Raw genomic sequence first — 23,344 nt, 5'->3', positions numbered from 1 at the left:
GAGAAAATAATGAATCTGCTCATGTGTCCTGTGTGTCGTGAGGCTTTAACTTTAAACGAAAGAACATGGCGCTGTGCGAATTCACATAGTTATGATGTGGCAAAACAAGGCTACGTCAATCTGCATGTCGTACAACACAAGCACAGTAAGAACCCGGGGGATACACCAGCGTCTGTACAAGCACGCCGTGCATTTTTAAGTGCAGGGTATTATGCACCTTTACAGCAAGCCGTGGTGAACAAAGTACGCGAGCTTCGGATTGAAAACTTACTGGATATTGGTTGTGGTGAAGGTTATTACACAGACGCGATGCAGGCAGAAGTGCTGCAATGTGTTGGTGTTGATATTGCGAAAAATGCAGTGCAAGTGGCTGCGAAAATCAATAAAAATATCACGTGGGTGGTGGGTACTGGGGCGACCTTACCTGTACTGGATCAGTCAATTGATTTATGTAGCAGTTTATTTAGTCCGATTCCAAAACAGGAAATTTTAAGGGTGCTCAAGCCACAAGGATACTTGTTGGTGGTGACGCCTGCGTCTCAGCATCTATATGCAATGCGTGAGGCCTTGTTTGAAGAGGTCAAGCCGCATGAACCAAGCAAATTTGTAGAACAGTTGAGTGATGTGTTTGACTTGGTGAGTGATGATGTGGTTGATGCTGAATTTAAGCTTAATCAGCAGGACTTAAAAAACCTGATTGCGATGACGCCTTATGCCTATAAGGCAAAATCAGAGCGCCGTGAAGCTTTGGAGGCGCAAACAGCTTTTGAGTTACACGCCCAGTATCAAATTTTACTGTTTCAGAAAAAAGCATGAGTATAAAAAAGCCCGCAATCTAATCTGCGGGCATTTTTATTATTGGACTTGATCAATCAAATGATCGAGTGCATCGGCTTTCGGTTTGGGTTGTTCTTTGGGTGGCGTTTGCATGGTTGGCGGAGCACTGTTCTGTGGAACCAGTGTTTCCTCTTCACCCGGTAAATCATCAAAGTCTCGTTCAGGAGAACGCGGCACCACCACTGGTGCAGGTCGATACAAGGGCTGTGCTAAAGGCGGGGTCGGGCCTAAATTACTTTGAACAGCTCCTTTTTGATGGCGCTGAACTGGTGCTTTGGCTTTGGCGTCCAGTTGAACCCAAGAAGAAGGTGTACCTTGTAAGGCTTTAGCCATAAAGTCTGTCCAAATTGGCAAGGCAGCTACACCACCGTATTCACGGCGTCCTAAAGTCGTCGGTTGATCGAAACCGACCCATGCCACAGTTACCAATTTACTATTAAAGCCTGCAAACCAAGCATCTTTCGCATCATTGGTGGTTCCTGTTTTCCCCCCTAAATCATCCCGCCCAATGCGTAGAGCAGCACGACCTGTACCATGTTGAATCACGTCTTTTAAAATATTGGCCATATCATAAGCAGAGCTGGATTTTAAAATACGTTGTGCTTGGCGATAGTCACTATTGATCTCCACTGGATTCGCTGATTTTTCAACAGGGTTCAGCTCTTGGTTGGTGACTTCAATCACTTCATCATCAGGTGTGATGGTGTCAGCAGATTGAGGCTTTGATTCTTGTTGAGAAATACAACTGATACATGCATATTCAGGATTGTTCTGATAAATGATGTTGCCATACGCATCTTCAATACGGTTGATAAAGTGTGGTTGAATGCGATAGCCGCCATTGGCAAAGGCAGAGTATCCAGTGGCCATTTGAATTGGTAAAACTTGAGGTGTTCCGAGCGCAATGGTGTAGTTACGCGGAATCTGTTCATCGGTTAAGCCGAAGTCCATGAACAATTGGCGTGTTCTTTCAATGCCCACAGTTTGCAGGAGTCGAACAGACACAGTGTTACGCGATAAATATAGTGCACGACGCAGTGGAATCATGCCTAAATAGCGACCATCGGCATTGCGCGGTGACCATTTCCCGATAGTGATCGGACTGTCATTGACCATGCTATACGGTGTCATACCGCGTTCTAAAGCGAGTGCGTAAACAAAGGGTTTAATAATTGAACCTGGTTGGCGCCAACCTTGTGTGGTTCGATTAAATTTAGATTGATAAAAATTATAACCACCAACCAGTGCTTCTACAGCACCATTATTTGGATTAAGTGCAATCAGCTGGCCCTGAACTTTAGGTAGTTGTACCAAAGCCCATGAGGTTTTGTTGTCATTGGGGCGCAGACGTACAATGTCTTTCACTTTAACAATTTGGGATGCTCTTGATGGTGCACCGCCTACCGCATTCGCATTGCGATAAGGGCGTGTCCAAGACATGCCAGACCATGGCACGGTCACCGTTGAGCCATCTTGCATTAAGGCATCAAAACTATTTTGATTGACACGGGTGACTTCAGCAGGGAAGGTGTTGGCAAACGCACTAAAACTACTTAAGGGTTTGTCATGAGCTTCTGCACCACGCCAGCCATGACGACGGTCATAGGCTTCTAAACCATCTTGTACCGCTTGTTCAGCATAGGCTTGGCGTTCACTGTTGATGGTGGTGTAGACCTTATAACCAGAGTCAATGGCATGCTCGCCGAACTTTTCAATCAGTTCGCTGCGGACCATTTCACCGATGTAGGGAAATCGATTGCTTACCCCACGATCAGGCATATCGAGGTTAATCGGTTCTGCAATGCCTTTTTCATATTGGCTTTGATTGATGTAGCCGAGCTGGAGCATGCGACCCAAAATCCAGTTACGACGTTCTAACGCACGTTCGGGGTTGACCACTGGATTGTATTTCGAGGGCGCTTTAGGCAGGCCTGCAATCATCGCCATTTGTGCAATGCTGAGTTGGTCTAAGCTTTTGTTGTAGTAAATTTTAGCTGCGGCAGCGATACCGTAGGCATTTTTACCCAAGAAAATCTTGTTGACATAGAGGGTTAAGATTTCCTCTTTCGTCAAATTTTGTTCAATTTTTCGGGCTAGAAAAACCTCAGTCAATTTACGTTTTAATGTACGCTCGGGACTGAGATAATAGTTTTTGGCCACTTGCATGGTGATGGTCGAGCCACCCGTTTGGACGTTTGAGCCAGTAATACTTTCACTGACTGCACGTCCTAAACCTTTAAAACTGATACCACTATGCTCAAAAAAAGAAGAATCTTCCGCCGCTAAAAAGGCATGAATAAAACTTTGCGGGATCTGATCGTAATCTACGGGTACAGAGAGCTTGCCACCGTATTCCGAAATGAGTTGGTTATCCGCACTATAAACTTGTAAAGGTTTTAGTAATGGCGCCTTTTTTAGAGTTGTCATTTGCGGCAAAGATGGGGCAATATAGAGATACATGCCATAAAAACCCATTGGAATTGAGACCAACATTATAATAATGATCAAAAAAAATGGATGAACACGGCCCGAACAAGATAGCTTTTTCATAACAAGTAAGTTTTAATAAGAGCTAATGGCAAACTAATTAGCGGTCAGTATATCCTGTACACATACGGAATGTTAGATGAGTTATTGTATCCGTATAAAATTATAGACGCAGACTAATTAGTGGGTTACTTTTTTTGGGGATAAAAAAATAATAGGAATGATACTGTGCTCAGGTTATATCGTAAGCCAAGTAAGGGGTTAATAGGAGTAGATATTAGTTCGACTTCTGTTAAGGTATTGGAACTTTCTGTTAAGAACAATCGGTATTGGGTGGAGAGCTATGCACTTGTCCCTTTACCAGAAGGAAGTGTGGTCGAAAAAAATATATTGAATCCAGAAGCAGTTGGTGATGCCCTTGAGCGTGCGGTAAATTTGGCCAATGTTCAATCGACAGATGTAGCACTGGCAGTTCCGACTTCCATGGTGATTACTAAAATCATTGAAATGGATGCCGATATGAACGATGACGAACGTGAAATTCAGATTCGTGATGATGCTGAGCAATATATTCCATTCCCATTAGATGAAGCGAGTTTGGACTTTGAAGTCCTTCCAGACCGTTTGGCCAATCCCAATCGTGTCAATGTACTCCTTGTTGCAACACGCATTGAGAATGTTGAAGCACGTGCTGAAGCATTAGAGCTTGCGGGTTTGACACCGAAGATTGCCGATGTTGAAAGTTTTGCCATAGAAAATGCATTTAAGGTCTTTTCTGACACTCTACCGATGGGTGTGAATACAGTTGGTATTTTAGATATTGGTCATACCATGACCACTCTCTCTGTCATGCGAAACAATAAAGTGATTTATACGCGTGAGCAGGTCTTCGGGGGGAAACAATTGACCCAAGAAATTCAAAACCGTTATGGTTTGTCTTTTGAAGAAGCTGGGCGCGCCAAAAAAAGTCGTACATTACCTGATGATTATGACATTGAAGTACTTGAGCCTTTTCTTGAGGCTGTGGTACAGCAAGCTGCACGTTCTTTACAGTTCTTCTTTTCATCTTCTCAATTCAATGAGATCGACCATATTTTATTGGCAGGGGGGAATGCCAATATCCCAGGACTGGCGAAATTATTACAACAAAAATTAGGTTATCGGGTCACCATTGCCAACCCATTTTTACAGATGGGCTTTTCTCCACAAATCGACATTAAAAAAATTGAAAATGATGCTTCATCACTCATGGTGGCATGTGGATTGGCATTGAGGAGTTTTGATTAATGGCAAAAATAAATTTACTCCCTTGGCGTGATGCGTTAAGAGAGAAACGAAAAAAAGAATTTATTGCTTACTGTATTGGGGCCGCATTTGTTGGGGTTTTAGCCGTTGCCTTAGCTTGGTTTTATTATGGTCAAAAACTTGAAGACCAAGAGCAAGCCAATCAGTTGGTGATGAGTACTAATCAAAACTTAGATGTGCAATTAAAGTCATTGGAAGGTCTACAAGAACAGCGTAATGCAATTGTAGAGCGAATGAAGTTGATTCAAGGTTTACAAGGTCAACGCCCTGTAGCAGTTCGCTTAGTCGATGAAATGGTACGTGTCACCCCAAGTAATATGTATATTACTAAATTTTCTCGTACTGGGGATAAATTCACCATTGAGGGCAAGGCTGAAAGTCCAAATACGGTGGCTGAATTCTTACGTAACCTAGAGGCGTCTGCTTGGTATCGAAATGCATTCATGAATTCGTTCTTGGCTGTTGATGAGAAGAAAGATAAGGCGCCAAGTTCAATTGTGCCACGTGTGGAAGAGGGGTATGGCACATTTGTGGTTACAGCAGATTTGGGTGAGATTGCTCAGCCAGTTGCAACCGATGAAACCGCACCAGAACAGGCAAATGCAGTGAATAATTCAACAGCGGGGGCAGCACAATGAGTCGCGATGAATTTGAAGAATTAACACCAGAAAGCCATGCTGCGCCAAAGAAAAAGATGACTGTTGATAAGTTTTTTCAGCAGTTTAACACGCTGGATCCGAATAATTATGGAAGTTGGCCATTCTCAGTCAAGCTGACTTGCTGGATTTTTATTATTTTACTGATTTGTGCTTTTGGTTATTTTGTTGCGATCAAGCCTAAACTTGATGCAATATCTAATGCGCGAGCACAAGAGCAAAATTTACTGAATGAATTTCGCGAAAAAGATTCAAAATTACGTAATTTACAACAATATCAAGCACAGCTTCAGGAGATGGAAGCGAATTTCAATCAGCAGTTAGAACAACTGCCGAAAGAAACCGAAATCCCAGGTTTGGTCGAAGATATTAATGTCAGTGGTGTAAATTCAGGTCTTAAATTTAAAAATATTCGTTTAGAGCCTGAAGTTCGCCAAGAATTCTTTATAGAACAACCGATCTCAATTGAAGCGACGGGTGATTATCATTCCTTTGGCTCATTTGTTAGTGGGATCGCTGCTTTACCTCGTATTGTGACTTTGCATGATTTTGATATCTCGGCATCAAGTGTTAATGATAAAAAGACCGATATTCCGCAAATTTCATATAGTGTAAAAGCTAAAACCTATCGTTATGTAGGAGCGACAGAAACTACAGATGTAGATGTAAAGGCTAAAAAAAATGATAAGAAAGTAGCAAAGAATGATGCGAAAGCTGACGCAGGAGGTACTAAGTAATGAAATATCAAAAACTCTTCCTGAGTCTCTGCATAGGGCTATTTGTTGTTGGTTGTGACTCACGTATCGATGCGGTCAATATGCAAATGGCAGAAATTCGCAATCAACCTCCTTTAGCGATTGATCCTGCGCCAAGCTTTCCTCCAGTGCCTACGTTTAATTATGCTGCACATCAATTAAAGAGTCCATTTATGCCAAGCTCTTTGGCTGCTGAATTGAAAATTATGGCTGGAAAGCGGGTTTATCCAAATTTGTCTCGTCAATTACAGCCTTTAGAAAGTTATGCGATTGAAACGCTCAATATGAAGGGAAGTATGCGTGGTCAAAATGGACAAATTTTGGCGCTGATTCAAACGCCAGATGGGGAAATTGAGCGTGTACAACGTGGAAGTTATTTGGGGATGAATCATGGTCGCGTGATCAATATCACCGCAACGCAGATTGATTTGGTTGAAATTATTCCAGATGGGCGTGAGGGTTATGTCGAGCGCCCAAGAAGCCTAGTGTTAATTGGGCCGACGCCTTAAAAAAGGAAAAGGAATAAAAATGAAAAATAGTGTTAGAGATTCTATATTTGGGGATGGCAATACGATGAACCATATGTTCCGTCAGTTTTCAATGGGTGCAATTGCAATAGCGGTCATGCAGGTTGCAAATGCGCAAGTGAGTATTACCAATATTGTCCCGATGCAAATTCCAGGACAGGGAACCGAAATTCGTGTCATGTTTAACGGATTGCCACCCCAACCACAAGCATATCAACTAGAACAGCCATCTCGACTGGTATTAGACTTTGATAAAGCACAACAAAATTTGAAGCAAGGTAGCATTGCAGTTGCAACGACTGAGGCAAGTTCAGTAGATGTAACTTCAGATGCGCAACGTTCGCGTTTAACAGTGAACTTGGCAGATGCGGGTGCATTTACGACACGAGTTGAAGGTAATACTTTTATTTTAAAGATTAATTCGGCAAATCCGACTGCAGCAACGCCTATAGCAGCACCACGCTATGAACAAGGGATTTCAAATATTGGCTTTCAACGCGGTTCAGACGGTGAAGGTCAAGTTGTTATTGATTTAAAAGGTAATAACACTCCTGTCGATGTGAAGCAACAAGGCAGTAAAATTGTGGTGCGCGTTTTGGGGAATAAAATTCCTGCGCATTTATCACGTCGTTTGAATGTGAACGATTTTGCAACGCCTGTCTCAACGATTGATGCTCAAAATGATGGTTCAAATGGATTGATTACGATTCAATCTAATGGCAGTTTTGAATATATGGCTTATCAAGCAGAAGATAAGCTTACGATTAGTTTGAAGCGTCCTGAAGATAAGAACCCTCTGAAACCGAAAGCGCCAAGTGCATATACAGGTAAAAAGATCTCTTTAGATTTTCAAGATATTGAAGTGCGACGTGTGCTACAGCTATTGGCTGATTTTACGGGCATTAATATGGTGGCCTCGGATACGGTACAAGGCAATATTACCTTACGCCTGAAGGATGTACCTTGGGATCAGGCACTTGACATCATTATGAAAACCAAGAATTTGGATAAGCGACGTAATGGTAATGTAATTTGGATTGCGCCTGTAGCCGAATTGATTAAATCTGAGGAAGATGAAGCGAAAGCCATTGCACAGAACCTTAAACTTGCACCGATTCAAACAGATTATATTCAACTAAGCTATGCAAAAGCAGCAGATGTGTTGAAACTGTTAGAAGATTCTCGTGATGGCAAAGGAAGCGTAGCAAACCGTACGGCAGGTACAGATTCTTTGGCGTTGGAAAGTTTGTTAAGTGCTCGTGGTAGTGCTGTTTCTGATTCTCGTACCAACACTTTAATTATCAATGATACGCAACAGAATATTGATAAAATTCGCCGTATGATTGATTTGCTTGATGTGGCGGTAAAGCAGGTGATGGTGGAAGCCCGTATTGTGACTGCGACTACAGATTTTTCTCGTGAGTTGGGGATTAAGTGGAGTGCAGAGAAGCTTGGTACTACAACTTGGGGCGGAGATTATCAGCCAAGTTTTGATTTAGGTGTAGATTTAACAACATCAACAGCTGGAACTTTTAGCTTTGGTCTATTAAAAATTTCTGATTATATGTTGAATCTCGAATTAACGGCACTACAGGCAGATGGACATGGTGAGGTTTTGTCTGCACCGAAAGTACTGACAGGGGATAAACAAAAAGCCTATATTTTAAGGGGTACAGAAATTCCATATCAAACGTGGAGTGCAACGGAAGGATTGGTAACTGAGTTCCGCGCAGCTAATTTAAAATTAGAAGTTACGCCAAGTATTACCCCTGATGGTAAAGTTCAGATGGCATTGTTGGTGGAAAAAGACTCGGTTGGTGATATTACCAACGACGGTCTTGCAATTGACACCAGTGAATTGCAAACTAACGTACTTGTAGATGATGGCGAAACTGTGGTGCTTGGTGGTATTTTTGATGACACAAAGCGTAGTGACTATCAAAAAGTGCCATTCTTTGGGGATTTACCAGTAGTGGGTAATTTATTCAAGAGTAGTACTAAAACCACGATACAAACTGAGCTATTGATTTTTGTGACACCACGAATTGTTAATGACACTGTTTCAAGAAATCATTAATATATTTTCAATTTGAACAAATCTAAAAGGTGACTCCTTGCCAAGCAAAGAGTTTGAAACCCTACCAAATATTTATTTGGTAGGGCCTATGGGGGCAGGAAAAACAACTGTAGGACGACATTTAGCTGAACTGTTAGGGCGAGAGTTTCTTGATAGTGATCATGAGATTGAACGCAAAACAGGGGCAACGATTCCATGGATCTTTGAAAAAGAAGGTGAACTGGGTTTTCGTAGTCGTGAAACAGTTGTTATAGATGAGTTAACGTCTCGACCTAATTTGGTCTTGGCCACAGGGGGTGGGGCAGTAACTCAGGCTTCCAATCGCGCATTTTTAAAACAACGTGGTATTGTTGTTTATCTTTATACTCCTGTAGAAATTCAACTGCAGCGAACCTATCGTGATAAAAATCGCCCACTGCTTCAAGTGGAGAATCCAGAACAAAAGTTACGTGACTTGTTGAACGTTCGTGATCCTTTATACCGTGAAGTTGCACACTATATTATAGAGACTAATCAAGGGGCTGCTCGTGATCTTGCGCAGCGTATTTTAAGCTTGATTCTTGTAAAGTAATTTTGATTCAGTTTTGAAGTGATTTGATCCATGCAAACCTTATATGTTGAACTTGGCGAACGCCGTTATCCGATTTTTATTGGTAGTGATCTAGATCCGAAAGCCTTGCTTGAGCCTTATATTCACGGTCGACAAGTGATGATTGTGAGTAATGAGACTGTTGCGCCGTTATATTTAGACCGTTATGTTACAGCGATTGAAGCGTTGGGAAAAACAGTAGCAACCTGTATTTTGCCTGATGGTGAAAAATATAAGAACATTGAGCACTTGAACCTGATTTTTGATGCATTACTAGAGTCAGGCTTTAATCGTGATTGTACGGTTTTAGCTTTGGGTGGCGGTGTGATCGGGGATATGGCTGGTTTTGCGTCGGCATGTTTTCAGCGCGGAGTTTACTTTATTCAGGTGCCAACCACACTTCTTTCGCAAGTCGATTCCAGTGTAGGTGGAAAAACAGGGATTAATCATCCACTCGGTAAAAACATGATTGGGGCTTTCCAACAGCCCCAAGTGGTTTTGGCAGATATGTCTCAGCTTAAAACATTACCACCACGTGAGCTATCTGCGGGTTTGGCTGAAGTCATTAAGTATGCGCTTTTAGGGGATGCTGATTTTCTCATCTGGCTAGAACAGCATATGGATGCGTTGGTGCAGGGCGATGAAGCTGCACTGGCAGAAGCTGTGTATCGTTCTTGCGCACATAAAGCCCGTATCGTTGCAAATGATGAAAAAGAGCAAGGCGAAAGAGCTTTATTGAACCTAGGGCACACCTTTGGTCATGCGATTGAATCTTATCTGGGCTATGGTGAATGGTTACATGGTGAGGCGGTTGCGACAGGTATGGTGATGGCGGCGGATCTCTCTCAGCGTATGGGTTGGATCAGTGCCGAAGATGTACTACGTACAAAAAATATCATTCAACGTGCAAATTTACCGATAGTATGTCCGCAGATTCCCCTTGATGACTTCTTGGCATATATGGCACATGACAAAAAAGTACTTAATGGGCAACTTCGCTTAGTCTTGATGCAAGCTGTTGGACAGGCCATCATTACGAGAGCGTTTGATGTAGAATTGATGAAACAGGCGATTTTAGCCAACCAAGAACAGGCATAACCTTACTATGGCAACAACCCTTCGAACCAAGTGGCAGACAAAGCAAAATTATATTTGGCTTGCATTCGGAGGAGCGTGCTTGTTTGGCGCTTTGGTTTTTTGGGCAATCACAGATCAAAAAACTGTGGTTGAGGTGGAGAAGAAAGCAGAATCAGAAGTTGAGCTGCAAATTCAACCAGAGAAAGTCGCGACAACCGCACATTTAGGCTCATTCATTGATGAAGTAAAGCCTTTGGATATGACCACCCGTGTAGCCGTAGTTGCACAACATGAGGCTGAATTTCGTGGCAGCAAATTCATTCAGGAAAATAAAAAGAACAGCACAATTGAACTGTTTCGAGTATCAGAAGAAGCGATTATTAAGCGTTTTTTGCAAAGGCAATCTGATCGTCAAGCTTTTAGTTACTTAAGGTTGACGGGTGAAAACCAGATCGAACAATATGTTCTGCTCTATGGGGTTTATAAAAATGTGAGCGAAGCGAAAAATGCGCTGAGTGAATTAAAGCTAATTTTACCAAAATCGGTACAACCCAAAGTCGAAAAAATTGAAAGCTATGCAGGGTATGTCAATGACATGGGGGCTGATGAGCTTGGATTGAGTAATAAACTCTATGCAGTACAATTGAAACCAGCCGCTGTACCTGTAATTGATGAAGCAACCATAGCAGCACGTCAACAGGCAGCACGTGTTGCTACGCAAAATAACCAGTCTACTACCACAACGACGGTTACTCGTCGAGATGCAGAAGGCAATGTGGTTGATGTGCAGAAGTCGCAAAGTGCGGTGGATGGTGCGTCGCAAAATAAAATAATTGAGCCAGAAGTGACCGATCCATTTAATTAAAATTGGGTCATTATGGAGCAAAAAAGTTTCGCAACCCTTATATTGCATTAATTTGGTGCGATTAATTAGCCAAATCTTGAGCTTAATTTACAGTAAAAAACATAAACCTAAGAAAACTAAGGTGTTTAATGCTTGTATTAAATTATTGGCATAAAATTTGCTTTAATGGTGCATGAATTGAGTTGATGTCACTGTTTTGGCGCAAAAAAGATTCGATTTATGAGCGAAATAGTAGCGATCAGGCGCCTTAAAAAAGTGCGTGACTGTTGCATACATTTTTTCAATTAAGACATGCATAAAGATGAAAATCAGTCTATCTTGGGTATGAGGAAAAAATGCTGTACTTCAATCAGAATCTGAATATGAGTCAATTGAACGAATCGGCAAGAAGTAATTAGATTGTTAGACGCCCGACAGGGCCTGTAGAAAGAAGGGTACGCTATGCACATGCCATCGCCTAATACTGTAGCTCCCGCTCAAGGTTTATACCAACCGGATGAGTTTAAAGATAACTGTGGTTTTGGTTTAATTGCCCATATGCAGGGTGATGCAAGCCATGACCTTGTGAAGACTGCTATGCATAGTCTGAGCTGTATGACCCACCGTGGTGGTATTGCTGCAGATGGTAAGACAGGGGATGGTTGCGGTTTACTCTTAGCAATGCCAAAACAGTTTTTCCGCGAAGAAGCGAAAAAACTCAGTGATATTACACTCAGTGAAGTTTTTGCTGTCGGTACGGTGTTTTTAAGCCTCGATCCAGCAATTGCAGCACATGCGAAACAAATTCTAAATAAAGAAATTGAATCTGAAGGCTGTCGAGTCTTGGCGTGGCGTGTAGTCCCGACCAATAACGATGCTTTGGGTTCGATTGCGATGCAGTCACTTCCTGCATTTGAACAAATTATTGTGAACTGCCCAATGGGTGTCTCTGAAGTTGAGTTTAACCGTAAACTCTTCTTGGCACGTCGCCGTGCAGAACAGCAGCTCAGCAATGACTCATCATTTTATGTGACTACATTATGTTCAACAGTGATTAGCTATAAAGGCTTGATGATGCCTGAAGCGATTGCTGACTTCTATACAGATTTGGCAGATCCACGTCTTGAGTCGCATATTGTGGTGTTCCACCAACGTTTCTCGACCAATACTTTACCGCGTTGGCCTCTGGCTCAGCCATTCCGTTATCTGGCGCATAATGGTGAAATTAATACCATTACTGCGAACCGTAACTGGGCGATGGCGCGTACGCCGAAGTTTGAAAACCCATTATTGCCAGGTTTAACTGAACTCAACCCAATTGTGAACCGTACTGGTTCAGATTCTTCAAGCTTAGATAACATGCTTGAAATTCTTGTGGGTGGCGGTATGGATTTGTTCCGTGCATTGCGTATGTTGGTTCCGCCAGCATGGCAGAACGTTGAAACTTTAGATGCCGATTTACGTGCATTCTATGAGTTTAACTCGAAGCACATGGAAGCGTGGGATGGTCCTGCTGGTCTCGTGATCCAAGATGGTCGTCATGCAATTTGTATGTTGGACCGTAATGGTTTACGTCCAGCACGTTGGGTGATTACCAAAAATGGTTACATCACACTGGCATCTGAAATTGGTGTATGGGGTTACGAGCCTGAAGATGTGATTTCTAAAGGTCGTGTTGGTCCAGGTCAAATCTTAGTGATTGATACCTTCACAGGTAAAATGCTCGATACTAAAGATGTCAGCACGCATTTGAAAAAAATGCGTCCATATCGGGAATGGTTACGTGAAAACTCAGTTCGTGTACAAGGTAGTCCAGAGCTAGAAGAATATTTATGTGATCAAGGCTTAAAAGGTGATGACCTGAAAGCATCACAAAAAATGTTTATGGTGACCTTTGAAGAGCGTGATCAATTGCTTCGTCCAATCGCTGAAAGCGGTCAGGAAGCAGTAGGTTCAATGGGTGATGATACGCCAATGGCAGTTTTGTCTCGCCAAGTACGTCATGTGTCGGACTACTTCCGTCAACAGTTTGCTCAGGTCACCAACCCACCAATCGACCCATTGCGTGAATCAATTGTGATGTCATTGGAAACTTGTTTGGGGCGTGAACAGAACGTCTTTGAACAAGGTCCTGAGCATGCAGATCGTTTGATTATTTCAAGTCCAGTGTTGTCAAATTCAAAAATGCATCAAATCCGTACGTTAGGTCGTACAGGCTATGAAATTGCAGATATTGATTTAAATTATGCTGAATCTGAAGGTCTAGAAGCAGCGATTGCGCGTATCTGTGAAGAAGCAGCACAGGCAATTCGTGACGGTAAAACCTTATTGGTGTTGTCTGACAAGAAAATCCGCCAAGGTTTCTTACCTGCAAATGCGTTAATGGCAACAGGTGCTGTGCATCACTACTTAATTAATGTCGGTTTGCGTACGGATGCCAATATTATTGTCGAAACAGCATTGGCACGTGATCCGCATCAATTTGCGGTTATTCTAGGCTTTGGTGCGACAGCAATTTATCCTTACCTTGCTTATGATGTGATCAATGACTTGGTTGCAAAAGGTGAGCTATTGGGTGACCCAATCCAAGCACAAGTGAATTTCCGTAAAGGCATTGAAAAGGGCTTGTTAAAAGTGCTTTCAAAAATGGGGATTTCTACGGTTGCCTCTTACCGTGGTGGTCAACTATTTGAAGCGGTGGGTCTGTCTGAAGAAGTGGTTTCAAAATGCTTCACTGGTGTACCGAGCCGTATCAAAGGTGCAACCTTTGTTGATCTGGAAAATGATCAGAAGAAATTGGCTGAAACTGCATGGAAAACACGTAAACCAATTGATCAAGGTGGTTTGCTGAAATTTGTCTTTGACAAGGAATACCATGCATTCAACCCAGATGTGATCAATGCTCTGCATAAATCAGTGCGTTCTGGTCAATATGCCGATTTTAAAGAATATGCTGAACTGGTGAATAACCGCCCAGTGGCGACAATTCGCGATTTGTTAAAGTTAAAAACAGACAACTCGATTGCTCTAGATCAAGTCGAGTCTGTAGAAGCGATTTTACCGCGCTTTGACTCTGCTGGCATGTCTTTGGGGGCATTGTCTCCAGAAGCACACGAAGCGATAGCGATAGCGATGAACACCATTGGTGGTCGTTCAAACTCTGGTGAGGGCGGTGAAGATCCAGCGCGTTATGGCACCATTCGTAACTCGAAAATCAAACAGATTGCTTCAGGTCGTTTTGGTGTAACGCCTGCGTATTTAACCTCTGCTGAAGTCTTGCAGATTAAGGTAGCGCAAGGGGCTAAACCGGGTGAAGGTGGTCAATTACCAGGGGGTAAAGTGAATGGCTTAATTGCACGTTTACGTTATTCAGTACCGGGTGTGACCTTAATTTCTCCTCCACCGCACCATGATATTTATTCAATTGAAGATTTGTCGCAATTGATCTTTGACTTAAAACAAGTCAATCCTCAAGCGATGGTCTCAGTGAAATTAGTATCTGAGCCGGGTGTGGGTACTATTGCGGCAGGTGTGGCAAAAGCTTATGCCGACTTCATTACTATTTCAGGTTATGACGGTGGTACAGCAGCATCGCCATTGTCTTCAATTCACCATGCGGGTTCTCCTTGGGAGTTGGGTCTTTCTGAAGCGCATCAAGCACTTCGTGTCAATGACCTGCGCGGTAAAGTTCGTGTTCAAACCGACGGCGGTTTGAAAACAGGTCTAGATGTGGTGAAAGCAGCTATTTTAGGTGCAGAAAGCTTTGGTTTTGGTTCAACGCCAATGATTGCTTTAGGTTGTAAATACCTGCGTATTTGTCACCTAAATAACTGTGCAACGGGTGTTGCAACTCAACAAGATCATTTACGCCAAGAACATTATATTGGTGAGCCACAAATGCTCATTAATTTCTTCACGTTTATTGCTGAAGAAACACGTGAGTGGTTGGCAGCGTTGGGTGTTTCAAGCCTTAAAGACTTGATTGGTCGTACAGATTTGCTTGAAATGCTTCCAGGTGAAACTGAAAAGCATGCACACCTTGATTTGAGCGCATTACTTGAATCGCATCCTTCTGCACAAGGTAAGGCTCAGTACTGTGAAGTTGAAGGTAATGCACCGTTTGACAAAGGTTTGTTGGCTGAGCAAATGATTGCTGAAATGTTGCCAGCCATTGAAGCAGGAACCACAGGTGAATATCACTTCAGCATTGGTAACTGTGATCGTTCAATTGGAGCACGTATTTCAGGTGAGATTGCGCGTCGTTATGGCAACCTCAGCATGGAAGCACATCCTGTTAAGCTGAATTTAGTGGGTACTGCGGGCCAATCTCTTGGCGTTTGGAATGCGGGTGGTTTGCACATTCGTTTAGAGGGTGATGCGAACGACTACGTGGGCAAAGGCATGGCGGGTGGTCGTGTGTCGATTTTCCCACCAAAAGGTTCACCTTTCCAAACCCAAGAAACCGCAATCATTGGTAATACCTGTTTGTATGGTGCAACGGGTGGTAAGTTGTTCGCGGCGGGTACGGCAGGTGAACGTTTCGCAGTGCGTAACTCAGGTGCCTTTGCTGTGATTGAAGGTGCGGGCGATCACTGCTGTGAATATATGACAGGTGGTATCGTGACTGTACTTGGTAAAGTAGGTCACAACTTCGGTGCAGGGATGACAGGTGGTTTTGCTTACGTTCTTGACCTTGATAATGACTTCGTTGATCATTACAACCACGAACTGATTGAGCTGAATCGTATCTCGACTGAGTCGATGGAAGAACATAAAGAGTTCTTAAGCCGTATCTTAGATGAACACATTGCTGAGACTGGTAGTGCTTGGGCGTACAAGATCCGTAACGAGTTTGATTTCTACAGTCGTAAATTCTGGTTGGTGAAACCAAAAGCTGCCAACTTACAGACGTTGTTGAAAACGACTCAAGCTGATCCACAATAATTCCACTACTGCTGATACATAGGCAGGTGCAGACGAGAGATAAACGGGCTGCACCTACCCACGGAGAGAGACATGGCAGAGCGCCTAAACAATGACTTTCAATTTCTGGATGTAGCACGCCAAGATCCAGAGAAAAAAGAGATTCAGGTCCGCAAAGCAGAGTTTGTGGAAATTTATAAACCTTTTACAGCGGAAGTGGCAGCAAACCAAACCCACCGTTGTTTAGGGTGTGGTAACCCGTATTGTGAATGGAAATGCCCAGTACATAACTACATTCCAAACTGGTTAAAGTTAATTGCGGAAGGTCGTATTTTCCAAGCTGCAGAATTGTGTCACCAAACCAACACGTTACCAGAAGTGTGTGGTCGCGTATGCCCGCAAGACCGTTTATGTGAAGGGGCTTGTACCTTAAATGATGGTTTTGGCGCAGTAACGATTGGTAATGCTGAAAAATACATCAATGACACCGCTTTTGCACTCGGCTGGCGTCCAGATATGTCAAATGTAAAGTGGACTGATAAAAAAGTCGCGATCATTGGCGCGGGCCCCGCAGGTCTAGGCTGTGCTGATATTTTGGTGCGTAACGGGGTGAAACCTGTTGTATTCGACAAACGTCCTGAAATTGGTGGTCTATTAACCTTTGGTATTCCAGAATTTAAAATGGAAAAAGATGTAATGAAGCGTCGCCGTGAAATTTTCACAGGTATGGGCGTGGAATTCCGCTTAAATACTGAAATTGGTACAGATGTCACTATTGATCAACTGCTTGCAGAATATGATGCGGTGTTCATGGGTATGGGTACTTATACCTATATGAAAGGTGGCTTCGCAGGTGAGGACCTTGAAGGTGTTTATGATGCACTCGATTTCTTGATTGCCAATGTCAACCGTACTCAAGGTTGGGAAAAAGACCCAAGCGAGTACATCAGTGTTGAAGGTAAAAAGGTGATTGTTCTTGGTGGTGGTGACACTGCAATGGACTGTAACCGTACTTCGATCCGTCAGGGTGCAGAAGTGGTGAGCTGTGCGTACCGTCGTGATGAAGAAAATATGCCAGGTTCACGTCGTGAAGTGCAAAATGCCAAAGAAGAAGGTGTGAACTTCTTGTTTAACCGCCAGCCGATTGAGGTTGTAGGCGAAAACGGTAAAGTTACAGGTGTTAAGGTGGTTACGACTCAACTTGGCGAGCCTGATAGCCGTGGTCGTCGCAGCCCAGAACCAATTCCGGGTTCAGAAGAAATTTTAGCTGCAGATGCTGTTTTATTGGCATTTGGTTTCCGTACCAGCCCTGCGGATTGGTTTACAAATGTGAATATTAACCTTGATGGTTCGGGTCGTGTAGTTGCGGCTGAACAGCAAACCTATAAATTCCAAACCTCAAACCCGAAAATCTTTGCAGGTGGTGATATGGTTCGCGGTTCAGACCTTGTTGTCACAGCGATTTGGGAAGGTCGTCAAGCGGCTGAAGGTATTTTGGATTATTTAGACGTTTAATCTAAATCGTTCAACATAAAAACCCGCTACGGCGGGTTTTTTTATGATCGCTATTTGCCTGAGATGATATGAATGAGGTGGTTCGGGATAAATCGAAAAAGATCTGGTGGAGAGTCCGATAAAAATGGATGAATTTGCAAATGTACTAAGCATTTTTGCCATATGTGTCGCATTGATAAATTCAGATACTGAAGATCGCTCGGTTAAATGTTAGGAAAGAGACATGACTCAAGTGACGACAGAAAAATTATATCAACATCGTCCAAAAGCTCAGGGTATTACAATTCGACGTTTGCAATTCAACCCCAAAGCCATTCGCCGACATTATTTTGCCAATTCACCAGTCATGTCGCATTTGCTGACAGCATTGTCTTCGACCTTTCCCATCGGTGAGCAGTTCTTTGTGCATAGTGTGCGCAATGTCCGTGATCAAGTGAAGGATGAAAATCTGCAAGCGCAGATTGCGGCATTTATTGGTCAAGAGGCGATGCATTCTCAAGCACACACGGCATTTAACGCTGCTTGGCGCCGTGATGATTATAATCTTGACCGTTTTCAGGCGTGGTTGGCGCGTAAAGATGATTATGTGAAAAACCTGCATCCTAAAATTCAGCTCGCAATCACCTGCGCTTTTGAGCATTTTACCGCACTTTTAGGTGGCTATATTTTAAGGCATCCTGAGGTATTGAGTACCTTGGATGATGATGCCGTTAAACTTTGGGTCTGGCATGCTATTGAAGAAATTGAGCATCGCTCGGTGGCGTTTGATGTCTATCAGGATATCTATGGTGATGACAAGATTCGTCGTTTAATTATGCGCAGTGTAACGACCGGTTTCGCCAGTTTAACTTTTTATTCAGCCAGCTGTTTATTTTTACAAGACCTTAAAAAGAGTGTACCGAAATTGGGTGGGAATCTCTTTGGATTGTATTTACTGGCCAAGATGTTTGTGCAATTGCTGCCTGAATATTTGTCCTATTACAAAAGCAACTTTCATCCCTCAGAGATTGATTACGCCGAACTGTTGAAATACTGGAAAACCCGTTTGGCAGAAGACTATCAACTAGAAGGTTTTCAGCAGGAGTTGCACGCGGTTGTTTAGTTTAAGCATAAAAAACGAATAATCAAAACCGAGTCAAGATCACTCGGTTTTTCATTTTTAAAAGCTTTAACTAAAAGCAACAAAAGGATAATCAAATGTGTTTACAATCAGGTTATTGCAATAAATACAAAAGAAAGAGGATAGCTAAATGAATTTTATGAAAAAAACTGCTGTCGTTGTTGCCCTTGCGAGCACCTTAACCCTATCGGGCTGTGGTTATAATACCTTGCAGGTCAAAGATGAGGCAGTTACAGCCGCATGGTCAGAAGTACAAAACCAATATCAACGCCGTGCTGATTTGGTGCCGAACTTGGTGAATGTGGTAAAGGGATATGCCAAACATGAAGAGCAAGTCCTAACCGAAGTCACGCAGGCTCGTGCCAATGTCGCGGGTTTAAAAGTCGATAAAGAAGTATTAGAAGACCCTGCATTATTCCAAAAATATCAAGAAGCGCAGGCGCAAATGACAGGAGCATTGTCGCGTTTAATTGCAGTCTCAGAAAACTATCCTGACTTAAAAGCCAATGAGCAATTCCGTGATTTACAGGTTCAACTCGAAGGTACCGAAAACCGTATTGCTGTCGCGCGTAATCGCTATATTACTACGGTACAAGACTTTAACTCCTATTCACGCCAGTTCCCACAAGTCATGACCGCGAAGGTGATTGGTATGGACACCAAACCGAACTTTAGTGCGGAGCAAAGTGCACAAAAAGCACCAACGGTATCATTTAACTAAGTCGGGTTTCTTGTCGTTATGAATAGAGGGTGAATGAATGAAGGGAGCACAACAGGGGAAACGGTTTCCGTATCAATGGATGGTTGCATTCATTTTATCAGGACTGTTGTGTCTAAGTTCATTAACGTGGGCGGAGGTTGCGACTGCAACAGATAGTGCGACTGAAACAGTCATCGCTGGAAAGATGATCCAAGATCAGCAAGCAGAGACCTCCAATAACGTGACTTCTAAAAGCGCTGATGCTGTATCTCAACCGCTTGTTGCGAATGATATGGCAGAGGGCGAGTCGATACGGGCCTTACCGACTTTAAATGCGCCAGTAATCGACCAAGCTCACGTCCTCAGTGTTGAAGAACAACAAGCGATTGGTCAAAAAATTCGTGCTTTACATGATACAGGAAAGGCACAAATAGGCGTGGTGATAGTTCCGAGCACAGGGCAAGAGGATATTTTCAGTTTTGCCATGCGTATTGCAGACCAATGGCAACTTGGTTCGGCTAAGCAGGACAATGGTTTATTGATTGCAATTGCTATTAATGATCGGCGCATTCAGATTCTTACAGGCTATGGCTTGGAAGGGGTCATTCCTGACATTATTGCGAACCGTATTATTAACCAACAAATCACCCCCTATTTTAAACAAGGTCAGTATGCCCAAGGGATTAACGCAGGACTGACTGAAATTGAACGTATTTTAAATCTTGACCCTGAAGTTGCGGCTCAAGCAGCGCAAGAGCTACAACAACGTCAAGACCAAGCCAATCGGGAACAAGAAGCCAAAAGTAAAACGTTGAGTACTGCTTTATTTATTCTCATTGCAGGGGCAATTGGATCTTTGGTGGTGGGGAAGCTTTTAAGTGCGTCAACTGCTGCAGTTGCAGGAATAGTTGCAGGTTTGGTGAATGGAGCAGGCTTAATCACCAGCTTACTGATTGGTGGAGGGATTTTCTTTCTACTCATCACCACCTTAGCCCAAACAATTTTTCAGCTTTTTCTCTCCTCTGGCGGTGGAGGTGGGCGTGGAGGTCGTGGTGGCGGTGGTTTTGGCGGAGGTGGATATAGTGGCGGGGGCGGCGGCTTCGGCGGTGGAGGAGCATCAGGGTCATGGTAACAACAACGGAAACGATGGAAATCGTCACTGAACCAAAGTTAGATGAAGCAATACAACCTAGTTTTAAACGGTGGTTAAAGCATTTATTGCATATGCCTGCGAGTAAACGTTTTTTTAATCAGCAAGATCAACATGCAATTGCACAAGCCGTGGTAAATGCTGAACAGGGCCATGTTGGGGAGATCCAAGTGGTGATCGAAGGGCACATGCCTGCTCGAGAGGCTTATTATCTAGACACACGTGGACGTGCCAAACAGCTTTTTGCTGAGCTTGGGGTGTGGGATACTGAGTTTAACAGTGGGATTTTGTTATACCTTAATTTGTGTGAGCGTAAGGTTGAAATTGTTATAGATCGTGGCATACAACAAGCCACGACACAGCTGGTATGGGATGAGGTTTGTCAGTCCATTATTGCGAAAATGGCACAACAGCAGTATCGACAGGCTTTGCTTGATGGTGTAATTCAAATTGGGGTAATTTTGGATCGGTTTTATGCCAACAAAATACAGGACCAAAACGATGAACTTGAGAACGCCCCAATCATGCTGAACTAAAATGTGATAAAGTTGACATTCTTTGTCACTTTGTCACATAAAAAAACAAAGCACAAAAAATAATTTTTTAAATAGTGAAATAAAGTGCTGTTTTTTATTTGAAAATAAATATAATAAAAGTTGGCATAATACATGCTAATTACAAAGTAGCCTTAAAAGCTTATAAGAAATTAACAAAACATTTGTGGAGAATGTTATGAAATCAGTTCAAAAGGGTTTCACCCTTATCGAATTAATGATCGTAGTTGCGATTATCGGTATTCTTGCTGCGATCGCGATTCCTGCGTATCAAAGCTATACAGTACGTACTAAAATTACTGAAGGTTTAACACTTGCCAATGCTGCAAAAACAGCGGTAGCGGAAACTTTCTCTACACGTAACAGTGGTAAGGTTGAAGCATATGATGGTACAGGTGATTCAGTAGCAGGTTCTTATGGCTATGAATATACGCCTGGTGAAAATGTAGCATCTATTGAGATTGCTGAGATTGCTGATGTAACGACACCTGCAGCAGGTGACGGGGCGATTACAATTACTTATGATGGTCAGTTAGCAACATCATTAGGTTCAACACTTCGTTTAGTGCCAGGTAGTGGTGTGGTTGATAGTGCAGGTACAGGCTTACCTGCGGATCCACTTGCGCAAGGTGCTCCAGTGGTTTGGGGTTGTACATTAGTAACAGGTGCTGAAGCTGCATTTAAATATGTACCTTCAAACTGCCGTTATGCTAATGACTAATATATAGTTCAATTATAAAAAACGCATCTTTAGATGCGTTTTTTATTTCTTGCTGCTTTATAAGCTGAGTCAATAAATTGTGAATTGTTGACAAAAAATGTTAGTTAAAACTTTGTGTTTTATTTCAAGCTATTGTTATATATAAAAAATATAATTGGCATTAAAATTGTAGTAATAGAATAAGAATATGAAGCTAAGGGAGAAATATCATGCGTAGAATGCAAGGTTTTACTTTGATTGAATTAATGATTGTTGTTGCAATCATTGGGGTTTTAGCCGCCATTGCTATCCCTGCATATCAAAATTACACAATACGAAGCAAGGTTTCAGAAGGGCTCGTTCTATCAAGTGAAGCAAAGTTGGCAGTAGTCGAAATGCTTGGTTATATGATCAGTGGAACTATTACACCCTATAACGGTACAGGTCCCAATGTTGCTGGTTCGTATTCTTTCCAATTTACCCCAACTGAAAATGTCAGCAGTATGAGTATTACTGGTATTGCGAATTTAGCTACGCCAGTTATGGATGAGGGGCAAATTGAAATTGAGTATGATGGTGTAATTAATACCGCATTAGAATCCAATATTGTTCTAACACCGGGTTCTGGGGATGTAAGTTCAGCCCGTCCAAGTGCTGCCATAATTCCTGGACAGCCTATAGTGTGGGGGTGTGGGGTAAGATCAACTGCAGCCTATAAGTACATACCTAGCAATTGCCGTTATATGCTTTAAAGCATAAAATAGGCGCTCTTAATTGGGGGCGGGATATACATATGTCGGCACGTATAAAAGCATTTTTGGTTCATGGTTTGGTCTCAATCATTATTGCTTTATTATCTATGGGCTTGGTTTATTTCATTTGGTATCCAGCACCTTTGGCGGTGGCCACAGGTGTAATGCATATCTTTCTTCTGATGCTCTGTATAGATGTGGTAATAGGTCCACTTTTAACATTACTCGTTTATAAAACAGGTAAAAAAACCCTAAAGCTTGATTTAACAATTATTTGCTTATTACAGTTAGCCGCATTAACTTATGGACTTTTTACAGTCTATCAAGGAAAGCCTGCATGGTTGGTTTATAATGCGGATCGCTTTGACCTTGTGCGTATTAATGAGATAGATTTGCGTAAGGTTGAAAAAGCTCTTCCTGAGTACCAAAATGTAAGTTTTTTATTTCCTAATTGGGTTGCAGCAGTTCCGCCTAAAAATGTGAATGAAAGAAATGCGATTACTTTTGAGGCTGTTTTTTCAGGTGTGGATGTTGCGCAAAGGCCTGAGCTTTATGTGGACTTAGGGCAAGCAAAAAAGCAGATACAAAGTCATGTTATTGCGTTAAAAGAATTGGATAAATACAATGCAAAAATGGATGTAACGCAAATATTGGCTCAGTATCCTGAAGCAACGGGTTTTGTTCCGCTTAAAGCCAATGCTGTTGATATGGTTGTTTTAATTAATAAAGAGAAAGGTGAGGTAGTTAAAATTGTTGATCTCCGCCCTTGGAAATAA

General features: G+C 42.5%; 19 protein-coding genes. 18 read left to right on the top strand and 1 reads right to left on the bottom strand.

The annotated features are described in order from the left end of the window. The first annotated feature begins 9 nt into the window (after nucleotides 1-9). Nucleotides 10-816, top strand: a complete 807-nt coding sequence (locus B9T36_RS08390) for a putative RNA methyltransferase (protein WP_086209049.1) — start codon at nucleotides 10-12, stop codon at nucleotides 814-816. Nucleotides 817-855: 39 nt separating this feature from the next. On the opposite strand, the gene ponA is transcribed toward B9T36_RS08390, so the two are convergent. Then, nucleotides 856-3,387 carry a penicillin-binding protein PBP1a gene (gene ponA / locus B9T36_RS08385; protein ID WP_086209048.1) on the bottom strand — a complete coding sequence of 844 codons (2,532 nt, stop codon included), beginning with the start codon at nucleotides 3,385-3,387 and terminating at the stop codon, nucleotides 856-858. A gap of 165 nt (nucleotides 3,388-3,552) precedes the next feature. On the opposite strand from ponA, the gene B9T36_RS08380 reads away from it, so the two are divergent. From B9T36_RS08380 to tfpZ, 17 genes are all read left to right on the top strand, one after another. Beyond that, on the top strand, nucleotides 3,553-4,611 hold the full coding sequence (locus tag B9T36_RS08380; protein ID WP_086209047.1) for a pilus assembly protein PilM: 1,059 nt from the start codon (nucleotides 3,553-3,555) through the stop codon (nucleotides 4,609-4,611). Continuing rightward, nucleotides 4,611-5,267, top strand: a complete 657-nt coding sequence (locus B9T36_RS08375; protein ID WP_086209046.1) for a PilN domain-containing protein — start codon at nucleotides 4,611-4,613, stop codon at nucleotides 5,265-5,267. The genes B9T36_RS08380 and B9T36_RS08375 overlap by 1 nt, the downstream gene beginning before the upstream one ends. Continuing rightward, nucleotides 5,264-6,022 (top strand): type 4a pilus biogenesis protein PilO, encoded by a 759-nt coding sequence (locus B9T36_RS08370; protein WP_086209045.1) that lies wholly within the window; start codon nucleotides 5,264-5,266, stop codon nucleotides 6,020-6,022. Before B9T36_RS08375 ends, B9T36_RS08370 begins: the two co-directional genes overlap by 4 nt. After that, complete coding sequence (locus tag B9T36_RS08365) at nucleotides 6,022-6,549, top strand: pilus assembly protein PilP (RefSeq protein ID WP_086209044.1); 528 nt, start codon at nucleotides 6,022-6,024, stop codon at nucleotides 6,547-6,549. The genes B9T36_RS08370 and B9T36_RS08365 overlap by 1 nt, the downstream gene beginning before the upstream one ends. 19 nt (nucleotides 6,550-6,568) lie before the next feature. Continuing rightward, nucleotides 6,569-8,644, top strand: coding sequence for a type IV pilus secretin PilQ (gene pilQ, locus B9T36_RS08360; protein WP_086209043.1), 2,076 nt, complete (start codon nucleotides 6,569-6,571; stop codon nucleotides 8,642-8,644). 37 nt (nucleotides 8,645-8,681) lie between these two features. After that, a complete protein-coding gene (gene aroK, locus B9T36_RS19250) occupies nucleotides 8,682-9,215 on the top strand; it encodes a shikimate kinase AroK (RefSeq protein WP_086209042.1) in 534 nt (177 codons plus the stop codon). A 30-nt stretch (nucleotides 9,216-9,245) separates the two neighbouring features. Further along, on the top strand, nucleotides 9,246-10,331 hold the full coding sequence (aroB, locus tag B9T36_RS08350; RefSeq protein WP_086209041.1) for a 3-dehydroquinate synthase: 1,086 nt from the start codon (nucleotides 9,246-9,248) through the stop codon (nucleotides 10,329-10,331). Between the two features lie 7 nt (nucleotides 10,332-10,338). Further along, nucleotides 10,339-11,175: a hypothetical protein gene (locus B9T36_RS08345; RefSeq protein ID WP_086209040.1), complete on the top strand. Its 837-nt coding sequence runs from the start codon at nucleotides 10,339-10,341 to the stop codon at nucleotides 11,173-11,175. 447 nt (nucleotides 11,176-11,622) lie between these two features. After that, nucleotides 11,623-16,098 (top strand): glutamate synthase large subunit, encoded by a 4,476-nt coding sequence (gltB, locus tag B9T36_RS08340; RefSeq protein ID WP_171264439.1) that lies wholly within the window; start codon nucleotides 11,623-11,625, stop codon nucleotides 16,096-16,098. A gap of 72 nt (nucleotides 16,099-16,170) precedes the next feature. After that, nucleotides 16,171-17,592: an FAD-dependent oxidoreductase gene (locus B9T36_RS08335; RefSeq protein ID WP_086209038.1), complete on the top strand. Its 1,422-nt coding sequence runs from the start codon at nucleotides 16,171-16,173 to the stop codon at nucleotides 17,590-17,592. 223 nt (nucleotides 17,593-17,815) lie between these two features. Further along, entirely contained in the window at nucleotides 17,816-18,694 is an 879-nt protein-coding gene (locus B9T36_RS08330; RefSeq protein WP_086209037.1) for a metal-dependent hydrolase, read from the top strand. Between the two features lie 148 nt (nucleotides 18,695-18,842). Further along, complete coding sequence (locus B9T36_RS08325) at nucleotides 18,843-19,433, top strand: LemA family protein (RefSeq protein WP_058870410.1); 591 nt, start codon at nucleotides 18,843-18,845, stop codon at nucleotides 19,431-19,433. 37 nt (nucleotides 19,434-19,470) lie between these two features. Continuing rightward, nucleotides 19,471-20,544: a TPM domain-containing protein gene (locus B9T36_RS08320; protein ID WP_086209036.1), complete on the top strand. Its 1,074-nt coding sequence runs from the start codon at nucleotides 19,471-19,473 to the stop codon at nucleotides 20,542-20,544. After that, entirely contained in the window at nucleotides 20,538-21,098 is a 561-nt protein-coding gene (locus tag B9T36_RS08315; protein WP_086209035.1) for a TPM domain-containing protein, read from the top strand. The genes B9T36_RS08320 and B9T36_RS08315 overlap by 7 nt, the downstream gene beginning before the upstream one ends. Nucleotides 21,099-21,294: 196 nt before the next feature. Then, nucleotides 21,295-21,837: a pilin gene (locus B9T36_RS08310; RefSeq protein WP_086209034.1), complete on the top strand. Its 543-nt coding sequence runs from the start codon at nucleotides 21,295-21,297 to the stop codon at nucleotides 21,835-21,837. A 218-nt stretch (nucleotides 21,838-22,055) separates the two neighbouring features. Beyond that, on the top strand, nucleotides 22,056-22,568 hold the full coding sequence (locus B9T36_RS08305) for a pilin (protein WP_416202559.1): 513 nt from the start codon (nucleotides 22,056-22,058) through the stop codon (nucleotides 22,566-22,568). 41 nt (nucleotides 22,569-22,609) lie between these two features. Next, entirely contained in the window at nucleotides 22,610-23,344 is a 735-nt protein-coding gene (gene tfpZ, locus B9T36_RS08300; RefSeq protein WP_086209032.1) for a TfpX/TfpZ family type IV pilin accessory protein, read from the top strand.

The sequence above is a fragment of the Acinetobacter sp. ANC 4204 genome (assembly GCF_002135205.1).
Taxonomy (GTDB): Bacteria; Pseudomonadota; Gammaproteobacteria; order Pseudomonadales; family Moraxellaceae; genus Acinetobacter.
The sequence above is the reverse complement of the archived record's forward strand: the minus strand, read 5'-3'. Positions and strand labels throughout refer to the sequence as shown.

Bases quoted from the DNA above. Each gene is read 5' to 3' on its own strand.
- B9T36_RS08390 (WP_086209049.1), top strand. From the start codon at position 10: ATGAATCTGCTCATGTGTCCTGTGTGTCGTGAGGCTTTAACTTTAAAC.
- ponA (WP_086209048.1), bottom strand. From the start codon at position 3,387: ATGAAAAAGCTATCTTGTTCGGGCCGTGTTCATCCATTTTTTTTGATC.
- B9T36_RS08375 (WP_086209046.1), top strand. From the start codon at position 4,611: ATGGCAAAAATAAATTTACTCCCTTGGCGTGATGCGTTAAGAGAGAAA.
- B9T36_RS08370 (WP_086209045.1), top strand. From the start codon at position 5,264: ATGAGTCGCGATGAATTTGAAGAATTAACACCAGAAAGCCATGCTGCG.
- B9T36_RS08365 (WP_086209044.1), top strand. From the start codon at position 6,022: ATGAAATATCAAAAACTCTTCCTGAGTCTCTGCATAGGGCTATTTGTT.
- pilQ (WP_086209043.1), top strand. From the start codon at position 6,569: ATGAAAAATAGTGTTAGAGATTCTATATTTGGGGATGGCAATACGATG.
- aroB (WP_086209041.1), top strand. From the start codon at position 9,246: ATGCAAACCTTATATGTTGAACTTGGCGAACGCCGTTATCCGATTTTT.
- B9T36_RS08345 (WP_086209040.1), top strand. From the start codon at position 10,339: ATGGCAACAACCCTTCGAACCAAGTGGCAGACAAAGCAAAATTATATT.
- gltB (WP_171264439.1), top strand. From the start codon at position 11,623: ATGCCATCGCCTAATACTGTAGCTCCCGCTCAAGGTTTATACCAACCG.
- B9T36_RS08335 (WP_086209038.1), top strand. From the start codon at position 16,171: ATGGCAGAGCGCCTAAACAATGACTTTCAATTTCTGGATGTAGCACGC.
- B9T36_RS08330 (WP_086209037.1), top strand. From the start codon at position 17,816: ATGACTCAAGTGACGACAGAAAAATTATATCAACATCGTCCAAAAGCT.
- B9T36_RS08325 (WP_058870410.1), top strand. From the start codon at position 18,843: ATGAATTTTATGAAAAAAACTGCTGTCGTTGTTGCCCTTGCGAGCACC.
- B9T36_RS08320 (WP_086209036.1), top strand. From the start codon at position 19,471: ATGAAGGGAGCACAACAGGGGAAACGGTTTCCGTATCAATGGATGGTT.
- B9T36_RS08315 (WP_086209035.1), top strand. From the start codon at position 20,538: ATGGTAACAACAACGGAAACGATGGAAATCGTCACTGAACCAAAGTTA.
- B9T36_RS08310 (WP_086209034.1), top strand. From the start codon at position 21,295: ATGAAATCAGTTCAAAAGGGTTTCACCCTTATCGAATTAATGATCGTA.
- B9T36_RS08305 (WP_416202559.1), top strand. From the start codon at position 22,056: ATGCAAGGTTTTACTTTGATTGAATTAATGATTGTTGTTGCAATCATT.
- tfpZ (WP_086209032.1), top strand. From the start codon at position 22,610: ATGTCGGCACGTATAAAAGCATTTTTGGTTCATGGTTTGGTCTCAATC.